The 17,096-nt window shown below is 44.5% G+C and carries 20 protein-coding genes; 1 reads left to right on the forward strand and 19 read right to left on the reverse strand.

Going from position 1 to position 17,096, the window contains the following annotated elements:
• Positions 1–243: 243 nt before the first annotated feature.
• The 7 genes from PUW25_RS16730 to PUW25_RS16760 form a co-directional block, all read right to left on the reverse strand.
• Complete coding sequence (locus PUW25_RS16730) at positions 244–1,224, reverse strand: biotin--[acetyl-CoA-carboxylase] ligase (RefSeq protein WP_274337308.1); 981 nt, start codon at positions 1,222–1,224, stop codon at positions 244–246.
• Positions 1,214–2,527, reverse strand: coding sequence for a CCA tRNA nucleotidyltransferase (locus PUW25_RS16735; RefSeq protein WP_274337309.1), 1,314 nt, complete (start codon positions 2,525–2,527; stop codon positions 1,214–1,216). Before PUW25_RS16735 ends, PUW25_RS16730 begins: the two co-directional genes overlap by 11 nt.
• 28 nt (positions 2,528–2,555) lie before the next feature.
• Positions 2,556–3,722: an N-acetyl-alpha-D-glucosaminyl L-malate synthase BshA gene (bshA, locus tag PUW25_RS16740; protein WP_274337310.1), complete on the reverse strand. Its 1,167-nt coding sequence runs from the start codon at positions 3,720–3,722 to the stop codon at positions 2,556–2,558.
• Between the two features lie 74 nt (positions 3,723–3,796).
• Positions 3,797–4,225, reverse strand: a complete 429-nt coding sequence (locus PUW25_RS16745; protein WP_047911160.1) for a methylglyoxal synthase — start codon at positions 4,223–4,225, stop codon at positions 3,797–3,799.
• Between the two features lie 64 nt (positions 4,226–4,289).
• Entirely contained in the window at positions 4,290–5,093 is an 804-nt protein-coding gene (gene dapB, locus PUW25_RS16750; RefSeq protein WP_274337311.1) for a 4-hydroxy-tetrahydrodipicolinate reductase, read from the reverse strand.
• Between the two features lie 21 nt (positions 5,094–5,114).
• On the reverse strand, positions 5,115–5,651 hold the full coding sequence (locus PUW25_RS16755; protein WP_047911158.1) for a tetratricopeptide repeat protein: 537 nt from the start codon (positions 5,649–5,651) through the stop codon (positions 5,115–5,117).
• 50 nt (positions 5,652–5,701) lie between these two features.
• Entirely contained in the window at positions 5,702–6,031 is a 330-nt protein-coding gene (locus PUW25_RS16760; RefSeq protein ID WP_047911157.1) for a nucleotide pyrophosphohydrolase, read from the reverse strand.
• Between the two features lie 198 nt (positions 6,032–6,229).
• Between PUW25_RS16760 and PUW25_RS16765 the strand changes: the two genes are divergently transcribed.
• Complete coding sequence (locus PUW25_RS16765; protein ID WP_047911156.1) at positions 6,230–7,096, forward strand: YitT family protein; 867 nt, start codon at positions 6,230–6,232, stop codon at positions 7,094–7,096.
• A gap of 92 nt (positions 7,097–7,188) precedes the next feature.
• Here PUW25_RS16765 and PUW25_RS16770 read toward each other — a convergent pair whose 3' ends face one another.
• The 12 genes from PUW25_RS16770 to PUW25_RS16825 all read right to left on the reverse strand — a co-directional run bounded on the left by PUW25_RS16770 (position 7,189) and on the right by PUW25_RS16825 (position 17,091).
• Positions 7,189–8,034, reverse strand: coding sequence for a sporulation protein YpjB (locus tag PUW25_RS16770; protein ID WP_052511828.1), 846 nt, complete (start codon positions 8,032–8,034; stop codon positions 7,189–7,191).
• 48 nt (positions 8,035–8,082) lie between these two features.
• Entirely contained in the window at positions 8,083–8,751 is a 669-nt protein-coding gene (locus PUW25_RS16775; protein ID WP_047911155.1) for a DUF1405 domain-containing protein, read from the reverse strand.
• A 73-nt stretch (positions 8,752–8,824) separates the two neighbouring features.
• Positions 8,825–9,703, reverse strand: coding sequence for a menaquinol-cytochrome c reductase cytochrome b/c subunit (locus tag PUW25_RS16780; protein ID WP_047911154.1), 879 nt, complete (start codon positions 9,701–9,703; stop codon positions 8,825–8,827).
• Between the two features lie 19 nt (positions 9,704–9,722).
• Positions 9,723–10,394, reverse strand: coding sequence for a menaquinol-cytochrome c reductase cytochrome b subunit (gene qcrB, locus PUW25_RS16785; RefSeq protein ID WP_047911153.1), 672 nt, complete (start codon positions 10,392–10,394; stop codon positions 9,723–9,725).
• A gap of 15 nt (positions 10,395–10,409) precedes the next feature.
• On the reverse strand, positions 10,410–10,952 hold the full coding sequence (locus tag PUW25_RS16790; protein ID WP_047911152.1) for a QcrA and Rieske domain-containing protein: 543 nt from the start codon (positions 10,950–10,952) through the stop codon (positions 10,410–10,412).
• Between the two features lie 185 nt (positions 10,953–11,137).
• The gene (locus PUW25_RS16795) at positions 11,138–11,590 is read right to left on the reverse strand and encodes a DUF2487 family protein (protein ID WP_047911151.1); all 453 of its coding nucleotides are present in this window, start codon (positions 11,588–11,590) and stop codon (positions 11,138–11,140) included.
• Positions 11,591–11,809: 219 nt separating this feature from the next.
• The gene (locus PUW25_RS16800) at positions 11,810–11,989 is read right to left on the reverse strand and encodes an IDEAL domain-containing protein (protein WP_047911150.1); all 180 of its coding nucleotides are present in this window, start codon (positions 11,987–11,989) and stop codon (positions 11,810–11,812) included.
• Between the two features lie 51 nt (positions 11,990–12,040).
• Positions 12,041–13,132 (reverse strand): hypothetical protein, encoded by a 1,092-nt coding sequence (locus PUW25_RS16805; RefSeq protein ID WP_047911149.1) that lies wholly within the window; start codon positions 13,130–13,132, stop codon positions 12,041–12,043.
• Between the two features lie 105 nt (positions 13,133–13,237).
• A complete protein-coding gene (locus tag PUW25_RS16810; RefSeq protein ID WP_047911148.1) occupies positions 13,238–13,837 on the reverse strand; it encodes a histidine phosphatase family protein in 600 nt (199 codons plus the stop codon).
• A complete protein-coding gene (locus PUW25_RS16815; protein ID WP_047911147.1) occupies positions 13,834–14,457 on the reverse strand; it encodes an anti-sigma factor family protein in 624 nt (207 codons plus the stop codon). Before PUW25_RS16815 ends, PUW25_RS16810 begins: the two co-directional genes overlap by 4 nt.
• On the reverse strand, positions 14,454–15,047 hold the full coding sequence (locus PUW25_RS16820) for an RNA polymerase sigma factor (RefSeq protein WP_047911146.1): 594 nt from the start codon (positions 15,045–15,047) through the stop codon (positions 14,454–14,456). Before PUW25_RS16820 ends, PUW25_RS16815 begins: the two co-directional genes overlap by 4 nt.
• Positions 15,048–15,978: 931 nt before the next feature.
• Positions 15,979–17,091, reverse strand: a complete 1,113-nt coding sequence (locus PUW25_RS16825; protein ID WP_047911145.1) for a prephenate dehydrogenase — start codon at positions 17,089–17,091, stop codon at positions 15,979–15,981.
• Between the last annotated feature and the right edge of the window lie 5 nt (positions 17,092–17,096).

Below are 17,096 nucleotides of genomic sequence, written 5' to 3' on the forward strand. Positions count from 1 at the left end.
TCCTCTTCGGCTCAGAGCAGAATCCAACAACTTGGCATACGATTTAATTGTTTAAAACTCAGGATAACTAACTAACGAGTGCAGTTCGATGATTGATCAATACCGCCTCACCAAGAAAGTATACCAAAAATAAAGTAATTGTCTACTTATAAAAAGTTAAAAAATTGGTTCTCTCTAATTGAATAACCCGAATCGTGCTTTAGCTAATCCATCTCAAAAAGGACACAGCAGCAAGCTAAACGCTTACTGCTGTTTAATAATTTCAACCTCACCGGAATATACTACTCTCTCCTCACCGCTGGGTGCAGCAATAACCAGTCCTCCGCTCGGATCAAGCCGTTTCGCGACTCCTTGTATGGTCTCCGTCAAAGTCTCAGTCCGCACCGCTTGACCGATCGATACAGAATGCTCTTCCCATTCCACTTGAATAGGGTTGAACCCTTCATTGGTATAACGATCGTAGAGAAGCTCCATTTCATTCAGAATTTCTGCAATGAGCAGCGCTCGGTTTATAGTATGTCCTGTTTCCAGCTTGAGCGATGTGGCAATCTCCGTTAATTCCTCTGGATAATCTTCTGCGGAGAGATTGACGTCGATCCCAATTCCCGCAATACAGTATTTTACTTTGTTATCCTCAGTCGCCGATTCCAGTAGAATCCCGCATACCTTCTTCCCGTGAATCAAAATATCGTTAGGCCACTTGATCGCTGCTTCCGCTCCTGTCACGCGGCGAATAGCCTTGCAGACAGCAACTCCAGTCAGAAGTGTAAGCTGAGGCATATATCGGATAGGAAGCTCCGGCCGAAGCACGAGACTCATCCAGATACCTTTGCCTGAAGGAGAGAACCACTTTCTACCGAGCCTGCCTCGTCCGGAAGTCTGCTGCTCAGCAATGAACAGGGACCCTTCCTCCGTTCCGTTCTCCGCTTGGGTCATGGCATCCACTTGTGTCGAAGCGGTGGAATCCATAATATGGATCTTCCTGCCTAATATTTTGGTGTTTAGATTCACGTCAATATCAGCCTCTATATAAAAATCCGGAATAAATGTCATTCGATACCCCTTCCGAGATACCGCCTCAAATTCATAGCCCATGTCTCTCAATTGGTTGATCTGTTTCCAGACCGCTGTTCTGCTGATTTTCAGTCTTTTGCTAATTTCCTCACCCGAAATAAAGGTTTGGGAGGAATGTATAAATAAATCAAGCAGCAACTTATTTTTCATCCGATATCACCTTCTTTGTTGCCTCAAGCAATATGTCATGTTTGTTGACGAGTTGTCCAGTCACCACCTGCCGCAGCAGCCAATTCATCGTTTCACCCAGCCAAGGACCACCCTTGCGGCCAGTGACACGAAGCAGATCAGAGCCTGACAGCTCAAGCTCCTTCAAGCTGTATATCCCCATCTCCATTCGCCATTCTGCTGCATGCTCCATCAGTTCGTCCAGCAGCAGATATTCCTCATTGGACATGTCATAGAATGACTGAGGCAGCAGAGAATTAAGGGCATGCCAGTCTTCACTTGCCGTAACACCGTGCTGAAGAACGGATCGTTTCCATTCTTCTTCTAAATATCGACTACGAAGTTCCATCTGAGCTTCCTTCACTATCTTTGAAATAAGGTTCAGAACAGCTTCATGAAGATCAAGAAGTTCCGTCATTCTATCCTTCACTTTACCCGAGTAAGTCCAGGCTCTGAGCTTCTGATCCGCATCATTGGAATTTGCACCCAGCAGCAGCAACAGAAGTCCCAATCTGAATTCTGTTGCCTGTGGCAGCTTATCTAACAGACTGAGAGCCGTACGATCCAGCCCGGATAATTTGACTGGCGCCTTTACATAATGGAGCAGTTCACTATCCATAAGCAGACGGACACCTCTTGCAGGATATGGTCCTGCCAACATTTTGTCCATTTCGGTCCGTACTCTTTCCATTGCGATGTGAGGGAGCTTGTCTCGTTCCGCCAAGAGTCCATCCCAGGTTAAGGAGTCAATGTCAAAATCAAAAATGGAAGCAAAACGAACGCCCCTTAGCATCCGAAGAGCGTCTTCTCTAAATCGTTCCTCTGCAAGCCCGACAGCGCGAACAATCCGCCGTTCAATGTCTGTTACACCATTAAAGGGATCAATGATCTGCCCAGCATAATCTTGTGCAATGGCATTCATGGTGAAGTCTCTGCGCTTGAGATCCTCTTCCACCTGATCAACAAATTGAACCTCCGATGGTCTTCGGTAATCTTCATAACCGCTTTCCGTACGAAAAGTCGTCACCTCAAAATGAAAACCGTTCATCCGAACGGTCACGGTTCCATGCTGCAGCCCTGTCGGAATGGAGCCCTCAAACAGCGCCATCACTTCTTCTGGCTTGGCCGAGGTCGTTATGTCCATATCCGTTACGGGCCTATTCATGATCTCATCTCGAACACAGCCACCTACGAAATAGGCTTGATGGCCATGATCATTAAGCCTTCTAAGCACTTCTTCGCCTTGAATTGCCATGGCAGGATCGACATGCTTCCAATTGTTCATTTCCTAAACTCCTTTATGAATCTCCCGATCAATGCTCCAGTCCAACCCCCACATTTTGCTGTGTAAGTACGCGGCTGTATATTTGCTCATACTGAGCTGTAATTTTATCAATATCAAAATGATCGCTCGCTCTGTCCAGGCATGCCTGCTTGTAGCTCTTCATCATTTCTTCATTACGCAGCAGCATTAATACATATTCTGCCATTTGCTGCGTATCTCCAATACCTGCAAGAAGTCCTGTGCTTCCATGCGTGACCAGCTCAGGTATTCCCCCAGCCGTTGAGCCGATGGTAGGAACCCCGCAAGCCATAGCTTCAAGGGCTACAAGGCCAAAGCTCTCTTTTTCCGAGGGGAGGAGCAGCAGATCAGCCATGGAGATGACCTGAGCAACATCATCTTGCTTACCTAACAAGTGTACTCGATCTGTTAGTCCCAGCTCCTGAATTTTACACTGAATCTTGGGCAGATCAGGTCCTTCCCCGACCAAAATAAGCTTTGTCGGAAGTTCTCTGTTCACCCGGGCAAAGATATCGACGACATCCAGCGTTCGTTTAACGGGACGGAAGTTCGAGATATGCATCAGCACCTTCTCATCCTTGGAAGCATACTCCGCCCGAAGTGATGTGCTGTTACGCGGATAATATATTTTGTTATCAATAAAATTGTAGGTCAAATCAATCTTCTGTTTAACATCAAGCAGCTCATGCGTTTCACGGATGAGATCCTGCGATACCGCGGTCACCGCGTCACTCTTATTAATGGCTAGCTCAATCAAGTCCTTCAGCGACTCATCCTGAGCCAGCACGGTAATATCCGTACCATGCAGTGTGGTTACGACCTTCAGATCATCAGGCAGCATTTGCTTAGCCAGGTAAGCACACACGGCATGAGGAACTGCATAATGAACGTGAAGCAAATCCAGCTGCTGGGCTTTGGCAACCTGCGCCATCTTGGTAGCTAGTGATAAATCATAAGGTGGATAACGAAACACGTAATAATCATTTACTTCCACCTCGTGGTAAAAGATATTGCGATGGAATTTGCCCAGTCTGAAAGGGATGCTGTTCGCAATAAAATGAACTTGATGCCCTTTTTCGGCGAGTCGCTTACCAAGTTCTGTTGCTACGACTCCCGAACCGCCCAGAGACGGATAACAGGTGATCCCGATTTTTAGATGTCTGCCCGCTTGATTCAAAGGGAAGGGCCTCCTTTATGATGATGTCTATATATAATGCGGATCTAATAATAAATGAGAAGAGCTGTATGGACCTATACTTCCATATCTGATCCTGGCTTATATTTATGTACAAGCTCGCGCCAGCCAAAATCACCACGCTCCAAAGCCTTAACAAGGATTTCAGCCGTCGCTACATTGGTAGCCAGCGGTATTCCCTGCACATCACATAGTCTTAACAGCGCATTAATATCCGGTTCATGCGGCTGTGCCATAAGCGGATCACGTAGGAAGATAATTAGATCCATCTCGTTTTTGGCCACAAGCGCACCAATCTGCTGATCGCCGCCCAGAGGTCCGGACATAAAGCGATGAATCTTTAAATTCGTTCCTTCCATGATACGTTGACCGGTTGTTCCTGTAGAAAACAAGTTATTGCCTTCAAAAGCTTTTTCATAAGCCGTTACAAAGTTAACCATTTCATCCTTCTTACGATCATGAGCAATAAAAGCGATATTAAGCATCTATGTTCTCTCCCTTTTGATATCTATATAATTAGATTTAACAGCAATATGAAAACGATTCTATTTAGTCAATAAAATGGTCAAAACCGTAAATCATGCCGGTATATTCCATGACCTTCTGGACCCCTATCTTAACACCTGGCATATATCCTGCCCGTTCATAAGAATCATGTCTAATCTTCAGGGTTTGTCCGAAATCACCAAAAATGACTTCCTGCTGTGCAAATACGCCTGGCAGCCTGACACTATGAATCCGGAATCCGTTGTAGTACCCGCCTCTTGCTCCTTCAATCGTTTCCTCTTCATTCGGGTTACCTTGGCGGAGCTCCTCTCGGTTCTCTGCAATCATTTCGGCAGTTTTGATCGCCGTTCCTGATGGTGCATCCAGCTTCTGATCGCCATGGTACTCAATGATTTCGAGATTAGGCATATATTTGGCAGCCTGCGCTGCAAACTTCATCATCAGAATAGCCCCGATTGAGAAATTGGGTGCAATCAGCCCGCCAATTCCTTTATCTTGGCATTGCTTGTCCAAATCTTGAATTTGCTCTGGAGTAAATCCCGTTGTCCCCATTACTGGTCTTACACCGTATGAAATGGCGAGGGAGGTATGCTCATAAGCATACTGGGGTGTAGTAAAATCAACCATAACGTCCGCATTCGAGTCTCTGAGCGCATCCTCTAACTGATCTGTAACCAGTACACTGCAAGGTTCCAGACCAACCAGTCTTCCTGCATCCTCGCCTGCTCTGGAACGATTGACAGCTGCAGCCAGTTCAAGTTCTTCATCCTGCAGAACTAGCTTGACGACTTCACGTCCCATACGCCCTCCCGCGCCTACAACAATAACCTTCAATTTCTCTGCCACTTTAGAAACACTCCTTATATTCTAGCTTGATGATTTATTCTTATTAGACTTCATTCGATTGTGAAAATCCTGCAACAGCTGTGTTAATTGTTCATTCTGCGGCTCCAGCGATATCGCTTCTTTGAGCACCGCGATCGCTAGAATGTACTCATCCATTTCGGCATAGGCAATGGCTAGCCATACGTAAGCATCCGTATAGAGCGGATCAAGCTCAATCGACTTCTTCAGCTGTGCGAGTATATCCTCTCTGGCCTTAGACAAATCAGACGCCGATGCTTCAATGAGCTGTCTTGCACCTGCAGTCAGCTTCTTCGCCTCAAGGCTTCCTAGGTGCATAATATACTCACCATGGTCTGGCGCAAGTTCTGCTGCTTTTTGAGCATGAAGCAAAGCCTGCTCCAGCTTCCCATTACGTGCATAGGTAATCGAGCAGCGATAATGAATTTCGGCATTGTTTGGTTCCTTCTCTATTGCCGTTTCGAACCAGTACACCGCAAGCTCGTAATCACCATGCAGAATAGCTTTATATGCTTCTTGGATATAAGGATAAGATTTCATGCGTGCTGTCCCTCCCGAATATGGGTTAGTACAGCATATGTAAGGATGGATTATTCGGTGTCCTTTTTGGTCCAGCGATTCGCATCTCTTGTATTAAATTTATGCATTACTTTGTTATGAGCCTCCGTCAGATCAATGCCGAGTGAGTTCGCAAAACAAAGGGTAATAAATAAAATGTCCCCAAGTTCAAGCTCAATGGAGTTGTCAGCCTCCGTAGATTTCTTGGGTTTCTCCCCGAATTCGTGATTAACCTCACGGGCAAGCTCCCCTACTTCCTCTGTCATTCTCGCAAGCATTGTCATCGGGCTGAAGTACCCTTCCTTGAACTGTGAAATGTAACGGTCCACTTCCCGTTGGATTTCAGCAAGACTTTTCTCCATACCAGTTGTAGCTCCTTACCGATAAATTTGCTTTATTCCAATGTTAACGTATTGAGATAGTGAAAACAAATCATTTTTTTAATACGAGGAGGAAACAGGCATACTACGTTTGTACACCCTTCAGACCATTTCTAGCGAGTAAAATTATGGTTATAAAGTGCATGGAAAGAACAAACAGCTCAGTGAGGTATATTGATAATGAAAAATAAATGGATGGACCAATTAAAAATCATCCTTCCCATTATGCTCGGCACTGCCGTTTTTGCATTTGGACTGCTGTACTTTATTATTCCGAATCAGCTGATGGAAGGTGGAGTAACGGGAATAACCGTCCTGCTCAATTATGCGTTTGGTATATCTCCCTCTTTATCAACCCTGGTCATCAATATCCCGCTATTCATCCTGGGATGGAAGGTACTCGGCGGAAGACAAATTCTCTACACAGGCATCGGGATTGTTCTGCTCACTTTCTTCCTTGGCCTGTTCGAGAGACTTATTGAAGCAGACTATATTGTTCCGTTTAAGACAGAACATGATTATCTGCTCGCCGCTCTATACGCAGGGGTAACGATTGGGACAGGACTTGGAATTGTCTTTCGCGCCGGAGGCACTACCGGTGGATCAGATATCATTGCAAGAATTTTATCCCGCAGATCAGGAATCAGTATCGGTAAAGTGATGCTCGGCATCGATATTATCATTATTGGTTCTTCGCTTTTTTTCATTCCTTTGGATAAGATCTTATATACGCTGGTGTCCGTCTTTATCAGCTCTAAGGTAATTGATTTTATTCAGGAAGGCGCCTATTCCCTTAAATCCTTTACTATTATAAGTGATCAGGCGGATCAGATTGCACAGAAAATTACGATTGAAATGGATAGAGGAGTGACATTGGTGCCCGCGGTCGGAGCTTATTCTAAACAAGCAAAGCATGTGGCTTATTGTGTGGTTGCCAGACAAGAGATCAGACAGCTGCAGGAAATTATTAAATTAGCAGATGCCAAAGCCTTTGTTATTATTTCGGAGGTGCAAGATGTATATGGCGAGGGATTTAAAGAGGAATAGCCCGGATCACCGGGCTTTTTAATGATACGGAATGACATGAGACTATTACATCGATTTCCAATAAATATCGTCGATTCACAATCTTCAATAGCCTATCTTCTTGTGAATGGAGCTGTTTCTGTGCCTTGAAATTTACGATATCCGACATAAGCCAATACCGCCATAATGGTGGAGCCTATGAACAGCTCGGCAGCCCAAGGCTCAGGACCACTCGCAAACGGAGTAAAGGCCGTTTCATCCTTTTCCTTGCCGAACAGAGCATTTACAAATTCATCTCCCTGCTGCAAGGCTTCAGCAACCGCTTCATAGTTCGGCTCTGAACGCATGGTCAGCCCCTTTAAATAGGACATCCACGAGTCAAAACGTTCAATTTCATATGGCTGCTTCTTGATAATTGCCGCTGGACGAATGGTTTCGTAATGCTGCTCAAACTCTCCATATGTAACCATGAGTAGATCAGCTCGTTGGTTTAGTGCCCCTTCTTGAACCGCTGCAATATCCTCTTTCAATATTTTATAATATTGCAGCCACAGCGGTTTCTCAGGATGTGCGAGGGTATCCACAGCCAGTCTTAATTTAGCAGAAGCATGCTGCAGCGAATCGGCAGCTGCATCCGTACTCGCGGATGCCTCTTTGACTTCAACGATCGTTTCAGTCAATGCATGCATCCCTTCCACACTCGTTACCCCATCATAGGACAATCGCCCAACCTGGGTAGTTATCAACTGAACATCCTCCCGAACACCGACTAGATTGTTCTCGAGGGATTTCCGGTACAATGAAGTCGCTGTATCGTTCAGCCGCTTCATGAGCTCTGAATCAGCTTGTGTCTCCTGAGCACTTGCAGCAGACACACTGGAAACAATCGCACCACTGAGCAGCGTGCAGCAGAGCATAGCTGTAATCACACAGGAAGATCGTTTTATAAGCGAAAACATGGACATCCCCTCCTACCTTATCGTATGAGGGGATGTGAGAGCCTAGTACTATAATCGTTTGGTTTGTCTGAGCGCGATGAAGCCGGTAAGAATGGAAGCCAGTGAGAGAACTACTGTGAAATTACGAACTCGGTTTATGTAGACGTCAACAGCATTCGGAAGACCTGGATAGATGCCTTTCGTATAATCCAGCGTATCATTAAGTAATGTCCATGTACCAGCAAACACAAGACTGCCCAGTCTAAAACCGAAGAATCGAGCATACAGCAGCACTTCAACAGCCATGGCCAGGTGAGAAGCAATCAACATAAAATCCGACCAGATCATATCCACTCCAAGAGACCAGCCTGCTACGATCATGACAACTGCCCATATACCATATTTAAATGAAGTGACAAAAGCCAAAGCTTGAATGACATGTCCTGTTTTCTTCAGCCAAGACGATGAAGCAGGATACAATAAGAATAGAAGTGATATGGTAAAAAACAGACTTGCTGTCGGGCTGTCAGGAACGAATACAATCAGCCATGCAGGATAATGGTCCAGCGTGGACTGCAGCTGCGCTCCGTACCATATATAACCATATACCGTTCCCAGTAGGTTACACAAAAATAACAACCAAAGAAAGCCTCGATGCATGAGAAAGGCCCGGCTCCATAAGAAAGAAATCGAAAACACCTGTATCCCCCTCTGACAAATTGCAATATGAAGTATCATATGTACATTATTTCTACATTCCGAAAAAAACCTGACTGCGGCTGCAGTCAGGCTTTCAGCTATAACCTATATTTTACTGTTCTGCTTTCTGAAGTGCAAGCCACTCTGCTAAGGTGTTAATATCTTCGTCTGTGAGTCCTTGCGCAATATTACCATCATATTGTGCCGGCATTCCACCTACACCTTCTTTGATGATCGTGAGAATTTCTTCCTGGCTGTGCTTGTCACCGATTCCGAGCAGCGCCGGAGCACCCTGTCCTTTCAAGTCCACGGCATGACAGCTTACACAGGTCGCTTTCTTATAGATCTCAGCTCCCGCAGCATCAGGCTCGACAATCGCGATCTCATCCTCCTCCTGAGACGGAGCAAATGATGTGGATTCGCCTGCCGCATGCCTCTCCTCCGCTTCCTTCTCCCGCTGAATATGCTCCGGCTCCTGTCCCGTAGCTTCAAGCTCATGCTTGTAGTGAGTCCAGGCAACATTCGTCAAGTAGATCACCGAAACAATCGACAACAGCATAAGCGAGGAGGCAATCGGTCTTCTATAGAAGCGGCGTTCCTTACCCGTATCAAGAAAAGGGGCCAGGAGCAGTGCACCGAACGCAACTCCAGAAACACCCAGGGTACCGAGAACGACGTAATCGCCAGAAGCGTATGGATATTTCAAATATTGGTATAAGAATAAGAAGTACCAGTCCGGCATCGGAATGACGTTAGCACTTGGATCAGCCGGATATCCGAGTGGAGCAGGCTCCGAAATGGTCAGTACTAAAAAACCAACCAGAACGACGACACCTACCATCCATTCTTTCAATAGGAAGTTAGGAATGAACGCTTCGGACTTACCCGGATATGACGTATAGTCGGGTGGAGTAATAAAGCCCTCTCCCTTGCGAACCCGAGAATCACCAACAAATACAACCTTCTCATCCGATTTCTTCCCGTGTGCCATAGGCTTATCCTCCCTTCGATTATAGTGGTCCGGAAATTCCTTGTCTGCGAATCATAATAAAATGTCCAACAAGCAGAATGAGCAGAACAGCCGGAAGGAAGAATACATGCAGAGCAAAGAATCTGGTCAAGGTCTCCGCTCCGACAATGGACCCGCCCTGTAGAAGTTCTTTGATAACCGGGCCAAGCACAGGTACCGTATTCGCAATCTCTAGTGTAACCTTCGTTGCGAAGTACGCTTTGTTATCCCAAGGCAGCAGGTATCCCGTTAATCCCAAGCCAAGCATAACAAAGAAGATCAGCATCCCGACTACCCAGTTCATCTCGCGAGGTGCTTTGTATGAACCTGTAAAGAACACCCGCATCGTATGTAGAAACATCATAACTATTACCAAACTAGCTCCCCAGTGGTGCATGCCCCGTACAATTTGACCGAATGCAACCTGGGTCTGTAAGAACTCTACGCTCGCATAAGCGTTAATGATATCCGGTACGTAATACATCGTGAGGAACATCCCGGACAGAATCTGTATTACCGTAATGAAAAACGTAAGTCCGCCGAAACAATAAACAAAAGCCGAGAAGTGATGAGCGGGATTCACGTGTTCAGGAACTTCATGGTCAGCAACGTCACGCCAAATCGGGGTAATGTCCAGACGTTCGTCGACCCAGTTGTAAATATTCTTAAACATCTACTCACGCCCTCCCTATTGGACTCTAGTATTTGGAACAATGCTTCCGAGATACACCCAGCCTTCCTCTTCCTTGACGGTGTATTCATCAAGCGGCGCTGAAGCAACCTCCAGCTGCTTGCCTTCCTTCGTATAATGCGCACCATGACACGGACAGAAATATTCGTCTGGATATGTCGGGTTGTTATTGTAACGCACGGTACAACCCAGATGCTTGCAGATCGGTGATAAGGCGTATATGACTCCATCCTCACCTCTCCTGATCCAGGCAACCAAGGACGAATTGCTAAGATACCAGCCATCTTGCTGTTTAAGCTCAAAAGTCACTTCCTGAGGCTCTTCCGTGACCTTACTCACTTCAATGACTTTCACAAAATCGCCTTCATCGTCCTTCTGCAGTATCGGGTCTACAGCAAAACGGATCATCGGCAGAGCTGCACCCGCAGCCATGTAAGCCGTCGCACCGCCCAAAGTGTAAGTTAGAAACTGTCTGCGTGACATCTCTTTACGACCGGGTGGTTTAGGCAGTTGGTGCTCTTTGTCTTTGTGATTGCTCATCCTCTTCCAACCCCCTTTTTCATCCAAATATTTCATTGTTCTTTTAAAATATTCCACAAATTACTAGGACATACATTATCATATATTAGCCTCCATTGACCGTCAAGAATTTGTCACACATTTTAAAATAAAGAATGGAAGCGTTATATTGAAAATGTTGGTATTTTGTCACAATTTATTTCAAGCTATTGTAATCCCCATAGTCGATACACGTCACGATGTATTTTTTGTGACAATTGATTGATTTTTTCAGCTGACTCCTCCTTGCTCTTGCTCACTGAAATTTCACATTTAGGGAAAGTAAATATCAAATCTGAAGCAGTAACCACGGAGGGATTAATCTCTTGACCTATGCTCATGATGATGACAAACTTAAACCCGCTTGATTTCAATTGTCTGCATACATCATTCAAGGACTCCTGATGCTCCTTCGCTGTATAATGGAATGCCGGATAGGTGACTACCCGTCCTTTGAATGGAATTTCTACGATATCAAGCAAATCTCTCAAATCTTCTAAAGCGCTTACAGCTTCAAGAGGCGATTCCTGTCCTGTCAGGCCTGTATATGGGATAATACATGTATCCAAGTATGGCTTCCATTCCATCCATTCGTCTTGACTGATCTCGCTGAATTTCAAGGCCAGTATTCCTCCCTATCGTTTGTGTTATTTTCCCTCTATTATAAAGCTAGTCTTCACCCGTTGGGAAGAGCTTCAATTCATTGAATGATTTATTATAAAAAGCAAAAAAACCCACTTATTATATGGGTAGACTCCAGCCATATAGTAAGTAGGGTTGACTAAATCAGTTGTGAAATTGATTTAGGTTATAGGCAAAATATGACTTGCTTGCGTTTGTTAGTTAATTAATCTCAGTTCATCCGTCAGGTTACGAAAAGCCACTTCATCCCCCGATGCCAGTGCTTTATCAATTTCATCCAAGAGCTTTTCACTTCGATGTTTCTTTAACGCCTCGTCCCACACCATCTCAGCAGCCAGTCCTAACATGACCTCGTAAGTAACTTTCATTTTATCCATAGGATGCACCTCCAACCAATTGTTTGTTTAATCAAATTTCTGTTCCGATCATTAAAGAAGGATAATATGGGAGCTGGATACTTTACTCCCCCAGGCCGTTATTTGTATAACCTGCCCTTCCTGCTCGGTATCTCCGCATCGGATCATCCCCAAATGCAAGAGCATCTGTAATATGCGCTGCGTAAAAACGACTTCCTTGGAATCATAGTAGAACGGATGTACCAAATCCCCTATGCTCTCCAATAGCGATGATACTGTGACCCACCTCTCAGCACACCTGCCAATCCAATAAACGACGGATGCTACATTAGGTATAGCCCCTTTATACTGTCTTAACCAAAAGCGGAATAGCTGTATCATCTCTTCTTCCCGCGCTGTCTCCATCGATGCTCTGCCCTCTGTAGTCAGTTCAAGCAGCCCATTATGTTCAGTTACATATCGACGATGATACGCGTAGTCGTACAGCAGAGCTAATCGGTCTGGGTATTCTTTGTAAGTACGGCCATATCCAAAGCGCCAGCCGCCCTTTCCGAGAAGAGGTTCCTGAATGTTCAGAAATTCCATCAGCTGTTGTTGAGTTCGCCTGTACATAAATCCTTCCTGATTCAAAGGGATCTCATATTGATCAACGAACTTTAGCATCTGTCTGAGATCCTCGGCAAGCAAGTGGTGTTCATCTCGATATGCAGAGGGTTCATTTATGTTTACCATCATCTGTTTAAATCTTTCCTGCAATATGCGAAGAAATTTAAGTTTTAGATCATTAGGTACTTGATACAAATACCGGGTCTGATGAGTCGAGCCATTAAATAACCATCCGGACTTGGTGAAATGGACAATAATATCTCTAAAATAAGAGCCGGGTTGTCCACCCTTCGGATCAATGGCTTGTCTAGCCAGCGCAGTGAGCTCTTCCATACTGAACCTGGCTCTTGTGTCGAACAACAACGCATTCAAAAAACAAAGATGTCCGATCGGAAGCTTCTCCACCTGTTCTTCAACAAAGGATTTGCTGCCTAACGTAATTAAGATGCTCTGAATCAATTCATGTTTTGAATTGGTCTTGCTTGAGCATTCATAATGGTTCGCAATGCGGTTCAGCTGACCGATATCGGCATATGTGAGAAGATCCGCTAAATTCATTGTTCCATCGCCTCGCCGTTTTACTACCATTATGGGAATTATTACAACATTTATTCCAAAATCGCAAAAAAAATAACCCGAATATTATCGGGTTACCGCTTAAACCTATTTCTTGTTAACAGAATCTGCTGCTAGTAAATGCTTCGTGCAATTATACAATAGCGGGTTCCAATCCGACTCCGACTTCTCCAGAATCGTTAGTGATAAATTGCCGATCCGCTCAGAATATTGATCTTCATACAGAGCTCTGTACAACTGAGCAAGCAGTGCACCGTGGGATATCACAAGAATATGATGATCAGGGTATTGCTCTGCTAAGTCATGCATGAAGGATAGGATTCTTGCCTGCATTGCGGGTTCTTTCTCTTGACCCAGATCCTGCAGGTTCCAGTCGGTCCCCCATTTCGCTTCACGTTCCAGAGCAGTAAGTCCTTCAGCCTGGCCAAAGGATCTTTCTTTGAGGCGCTCATCTGGCGGAAGCATAGGTGTACTCAAAATACCAGAAATGATCTCACCTGTCTCCTGCGCACGTGACAATCCGCTGGTAATGATATAATCCCACTTGTAAGGTTCCTCAAGAAGTCTGTTACCCAGCAGTCTTGCTTGCTGCCTGCCTTCCTCGTTCAGCGGAATATCACTTTGACCTTGTATACGACCTAGTACATTCCAGTCAGTCAATCCATGACGAATAAGACCTATTCTCATTGCTTGCTCCCTTCTCGAGAAGTGATCGCCCGTCCATGATGTATGCGGCGAAGAGAGAATAACGCCACTCCCAGAGCAATTAAAGACAGTATCATCCAATGCTCAGGATAAGCCTTCATTCCAACAACCAATGGTTCCATTATACCGCTTGTTCTACTTTCATCATGATGCCAGATAGATAACGATGTGGAAGTACTCGCTACAGCCGTCGGAACGATACCCGATTGCTGCTTCGCAGCTTCTCCCATGTCAGAGCCCAGACTTGAAGTCATAAAGACAACACTGCACAAGAACAAAGCCAGACATGCAGATATCCAAATAGATAACCGATGATTCACCGTCTGTGGCAACAATGGATAGGTTCTCACATCGCTCTTCTGAATATTCGGATTATCCTTATAGATCCGTTCCATAACTTTGGCGTGCATGGATTGGATCTTCTTCTCAGGTATTTGTTCAGCAGTCATAGGGATCAGCTCATACAACTCAGTCCATTCCTCATACTCTGTCCTGCATGCTTTACATCCCTGAATATGCTGCGTAAATTCTAGCTTTATTGGGTGATGTGCAGGCAGATCCCAAATCATTGCCATATGCTCTCGGGCATCGCTGCAATTCATTGATTCTTCATCCCCTCGTATTCCTCGTAAATCGGTTCAAAGAAATAAGACTGCAATTGATTCTTGACACTCATTCGAGCACGAAACAACAAGGATTTAACAGAACTTACGGTCTGTCCTAAAATATTTGATATTTCTTGATAGTCTAGTTGGTCATACTCTCTTAAAATGATTGCAGTACGCTGCTTGTCAGGCAAATTGTTGATCGCTTCACGCACCTTCACAACGCGTTCACTCGTAAGCATCGCCTGTTCAGGCGCAGTGTCTGCAGAAGCGATTGGCATGAAGCCGCTCTCTTCCAGTGGAATATTTGCAGTTCGTTGTTTGCGAAGCTCGCTAAGAACCGTATTTCTAGCAATAGTATACACCCATGTAGAGAAGGATGCATCAATTTCACGGAAAGAATGCAAGCTCCGGTAAGCTTTGTAAAAAGTTTCAGATACTAGATCTTCAGCTAAATGTTCAAGCCCTGAACTTCTCAACATGTGATATACAAATGCATACATTTTACGCTCATAACGCTTCATCAATTCTGAATATAAATCAATATTCCCCTCTTTAATCTCCTTGATCAGCTCTGAATCATCCATTAGGCCTATGCTCCTCCTTGCCTATCCTTAGCCTGCTCCCATGTAAGGCATCTAAGAACAACTTATAAGTAAATTGGGATCACGCATTTCTATAATTACATCTAACAATTCGTTATGAAGATAGACCGTATGAAACGGTATGACATATTGTGTTTGAAAGGAATTTCACACCTTAATCTAAATTGAAAAATTATAAATAAATGACAGAAATGTAATGGTCGTTAGGAGCCGCAGCATGTTCTTGCTGTATATTTCCATCCCATATGTAGTAACACTTTCCTAAACATGACTTTATGACCAAGGAACATTATACCATACAACCGACCATAGTTTCCCAATAAAATAGTTAAATTTTTGTAAACTTCAGTTACAACATTACTTTCAGCCTAGGTCAGCCTCTTTTTCATATCCCATCTTTTGAAATCCCACTAAATTAGTGACGGAATTGAACTGGAAATAGTTGCAGGTAAATTGGAATTTAATTTTTCTGATGAAGCGATATCACGATTTTTAGTGGGGTTGTGAACTGGATCGCACAGAAGAAATATATAATATACAAAAAAAGCCGCTCTTTATGAGCGACTCTTCAATATTGAATAATTTAGACGATGTAACGAAAGGTTCACTGAAGCGATTGACGCATGATACTGATTCATTTTTGCTGGGATAAAATTTCCACACTTCTAACAAAAAAAAGAGGCCGTGAACCGAGTTCACGACCCGTTGCCCATTTTCAGAGCAACTCAGTTATTGGATAGGAGTGGAGAGAAACCATACTGTACTTTTATTATATGTATACGTTTTCATTTTGTCAACCATTATTATACATTAATTTATTTTCTTGTTCATTTGCTCAGTTAAAGCGATTTTATTAGGTTTAAAAACCATGTAGAAGGCAATATAAAAAGCCAGAAAGCCGCTTGCACGCTTCCTAGCTTCTAACGGTGTAATTCTGGGAGATCAGCAGCTGTGCCGCACGCTCCATGTCCTCTTCCTGCCTGAATGACAGCCTTAAGATCCCCGGCACGTCCTCCCGGCTCTCGATAATTTGCATGTTGCTCAAATTGATAGCCGCTGTACCTAGCTCTGTTGCAATCCTGCCAATAATACCTGGCGTATCCGGTACATCAATATAAATATCAAACAATGAGGTAATAACACCTTTTCTTCTCTCTGGCAGCTGATTACGAAACGCACCTGCAGACCGGAATGCTTCTTCAATCGCTTCCCCATTTTGATGCTCTATTATATCCGTAAACCGCTGAATCTGCATATTCCAATCCTTGAACAATCGCAGAAGCACTTCCCGATTACTTAACAATATATCTCTCCATACAAGAGGATCACTGGATGCAATCCGGGTTATATCCCTGAAGCCTCCGGCAGCAAGCAGCTGATACAGCGGCTCTGCCTCGTTATACCCGCTGACCTGATTGACCAGAGCTACAGCGATAATATGCGGCAAATGACTGATGGCTCCGACGATATCATCATGATGCTTCGGATCAACTCGAATGACCTGTGCCTTCGTATGGGTAAGCAGCTCCTTGAGCGAATTGTACACATGCTCAGGAATTCCTTCTAAAGGAGTTAATACATAATATGCATTCTCAAACAGCAAAGCCGAAGCCGCTTCAACACCCGATCTTTCAGAGCCAGCCATGGGATGCCCGCCAATAAAATAGGCATCCTGAAAATCAAGCGATTTTGCGGCTGAGGTAATCGAAGCTTTGGTGCTTCCCACATCTGTAATGATGCAGCCTTTCTTAAGTGGAAGCTTGCTAAGTAGTTCAAGATAGTAATTCAGCATGCCCACCGGTACGCTTAAAAATATATAATCCGCATCCATAGCCGCTTCTTCAATTGACAACGTTACTTCATCCAATACTCCACTCTGCATGTATCGCTCCTGGAGTGCAGGCTCGTGAGCATATCCTACGACGGTAATTCCGGGTTTTCCTCTGAAACACAAGGCAAGGGACCCACCAATGAGTCCCACCCCGAAAATGGCTATTTTTTGTGTATGATTGTCTGATTCATTCATAAGCA

Source organism: Paenibacillus urinalis, from assembly GCF_028747985.1.
Taxonomy (GTDB): domain Bacteria; phylum Bacillota; class Bacilli; order Paenibacillales; family Paenibacillaceae; genus Paenibacillus; species Paenibacillus urinalis.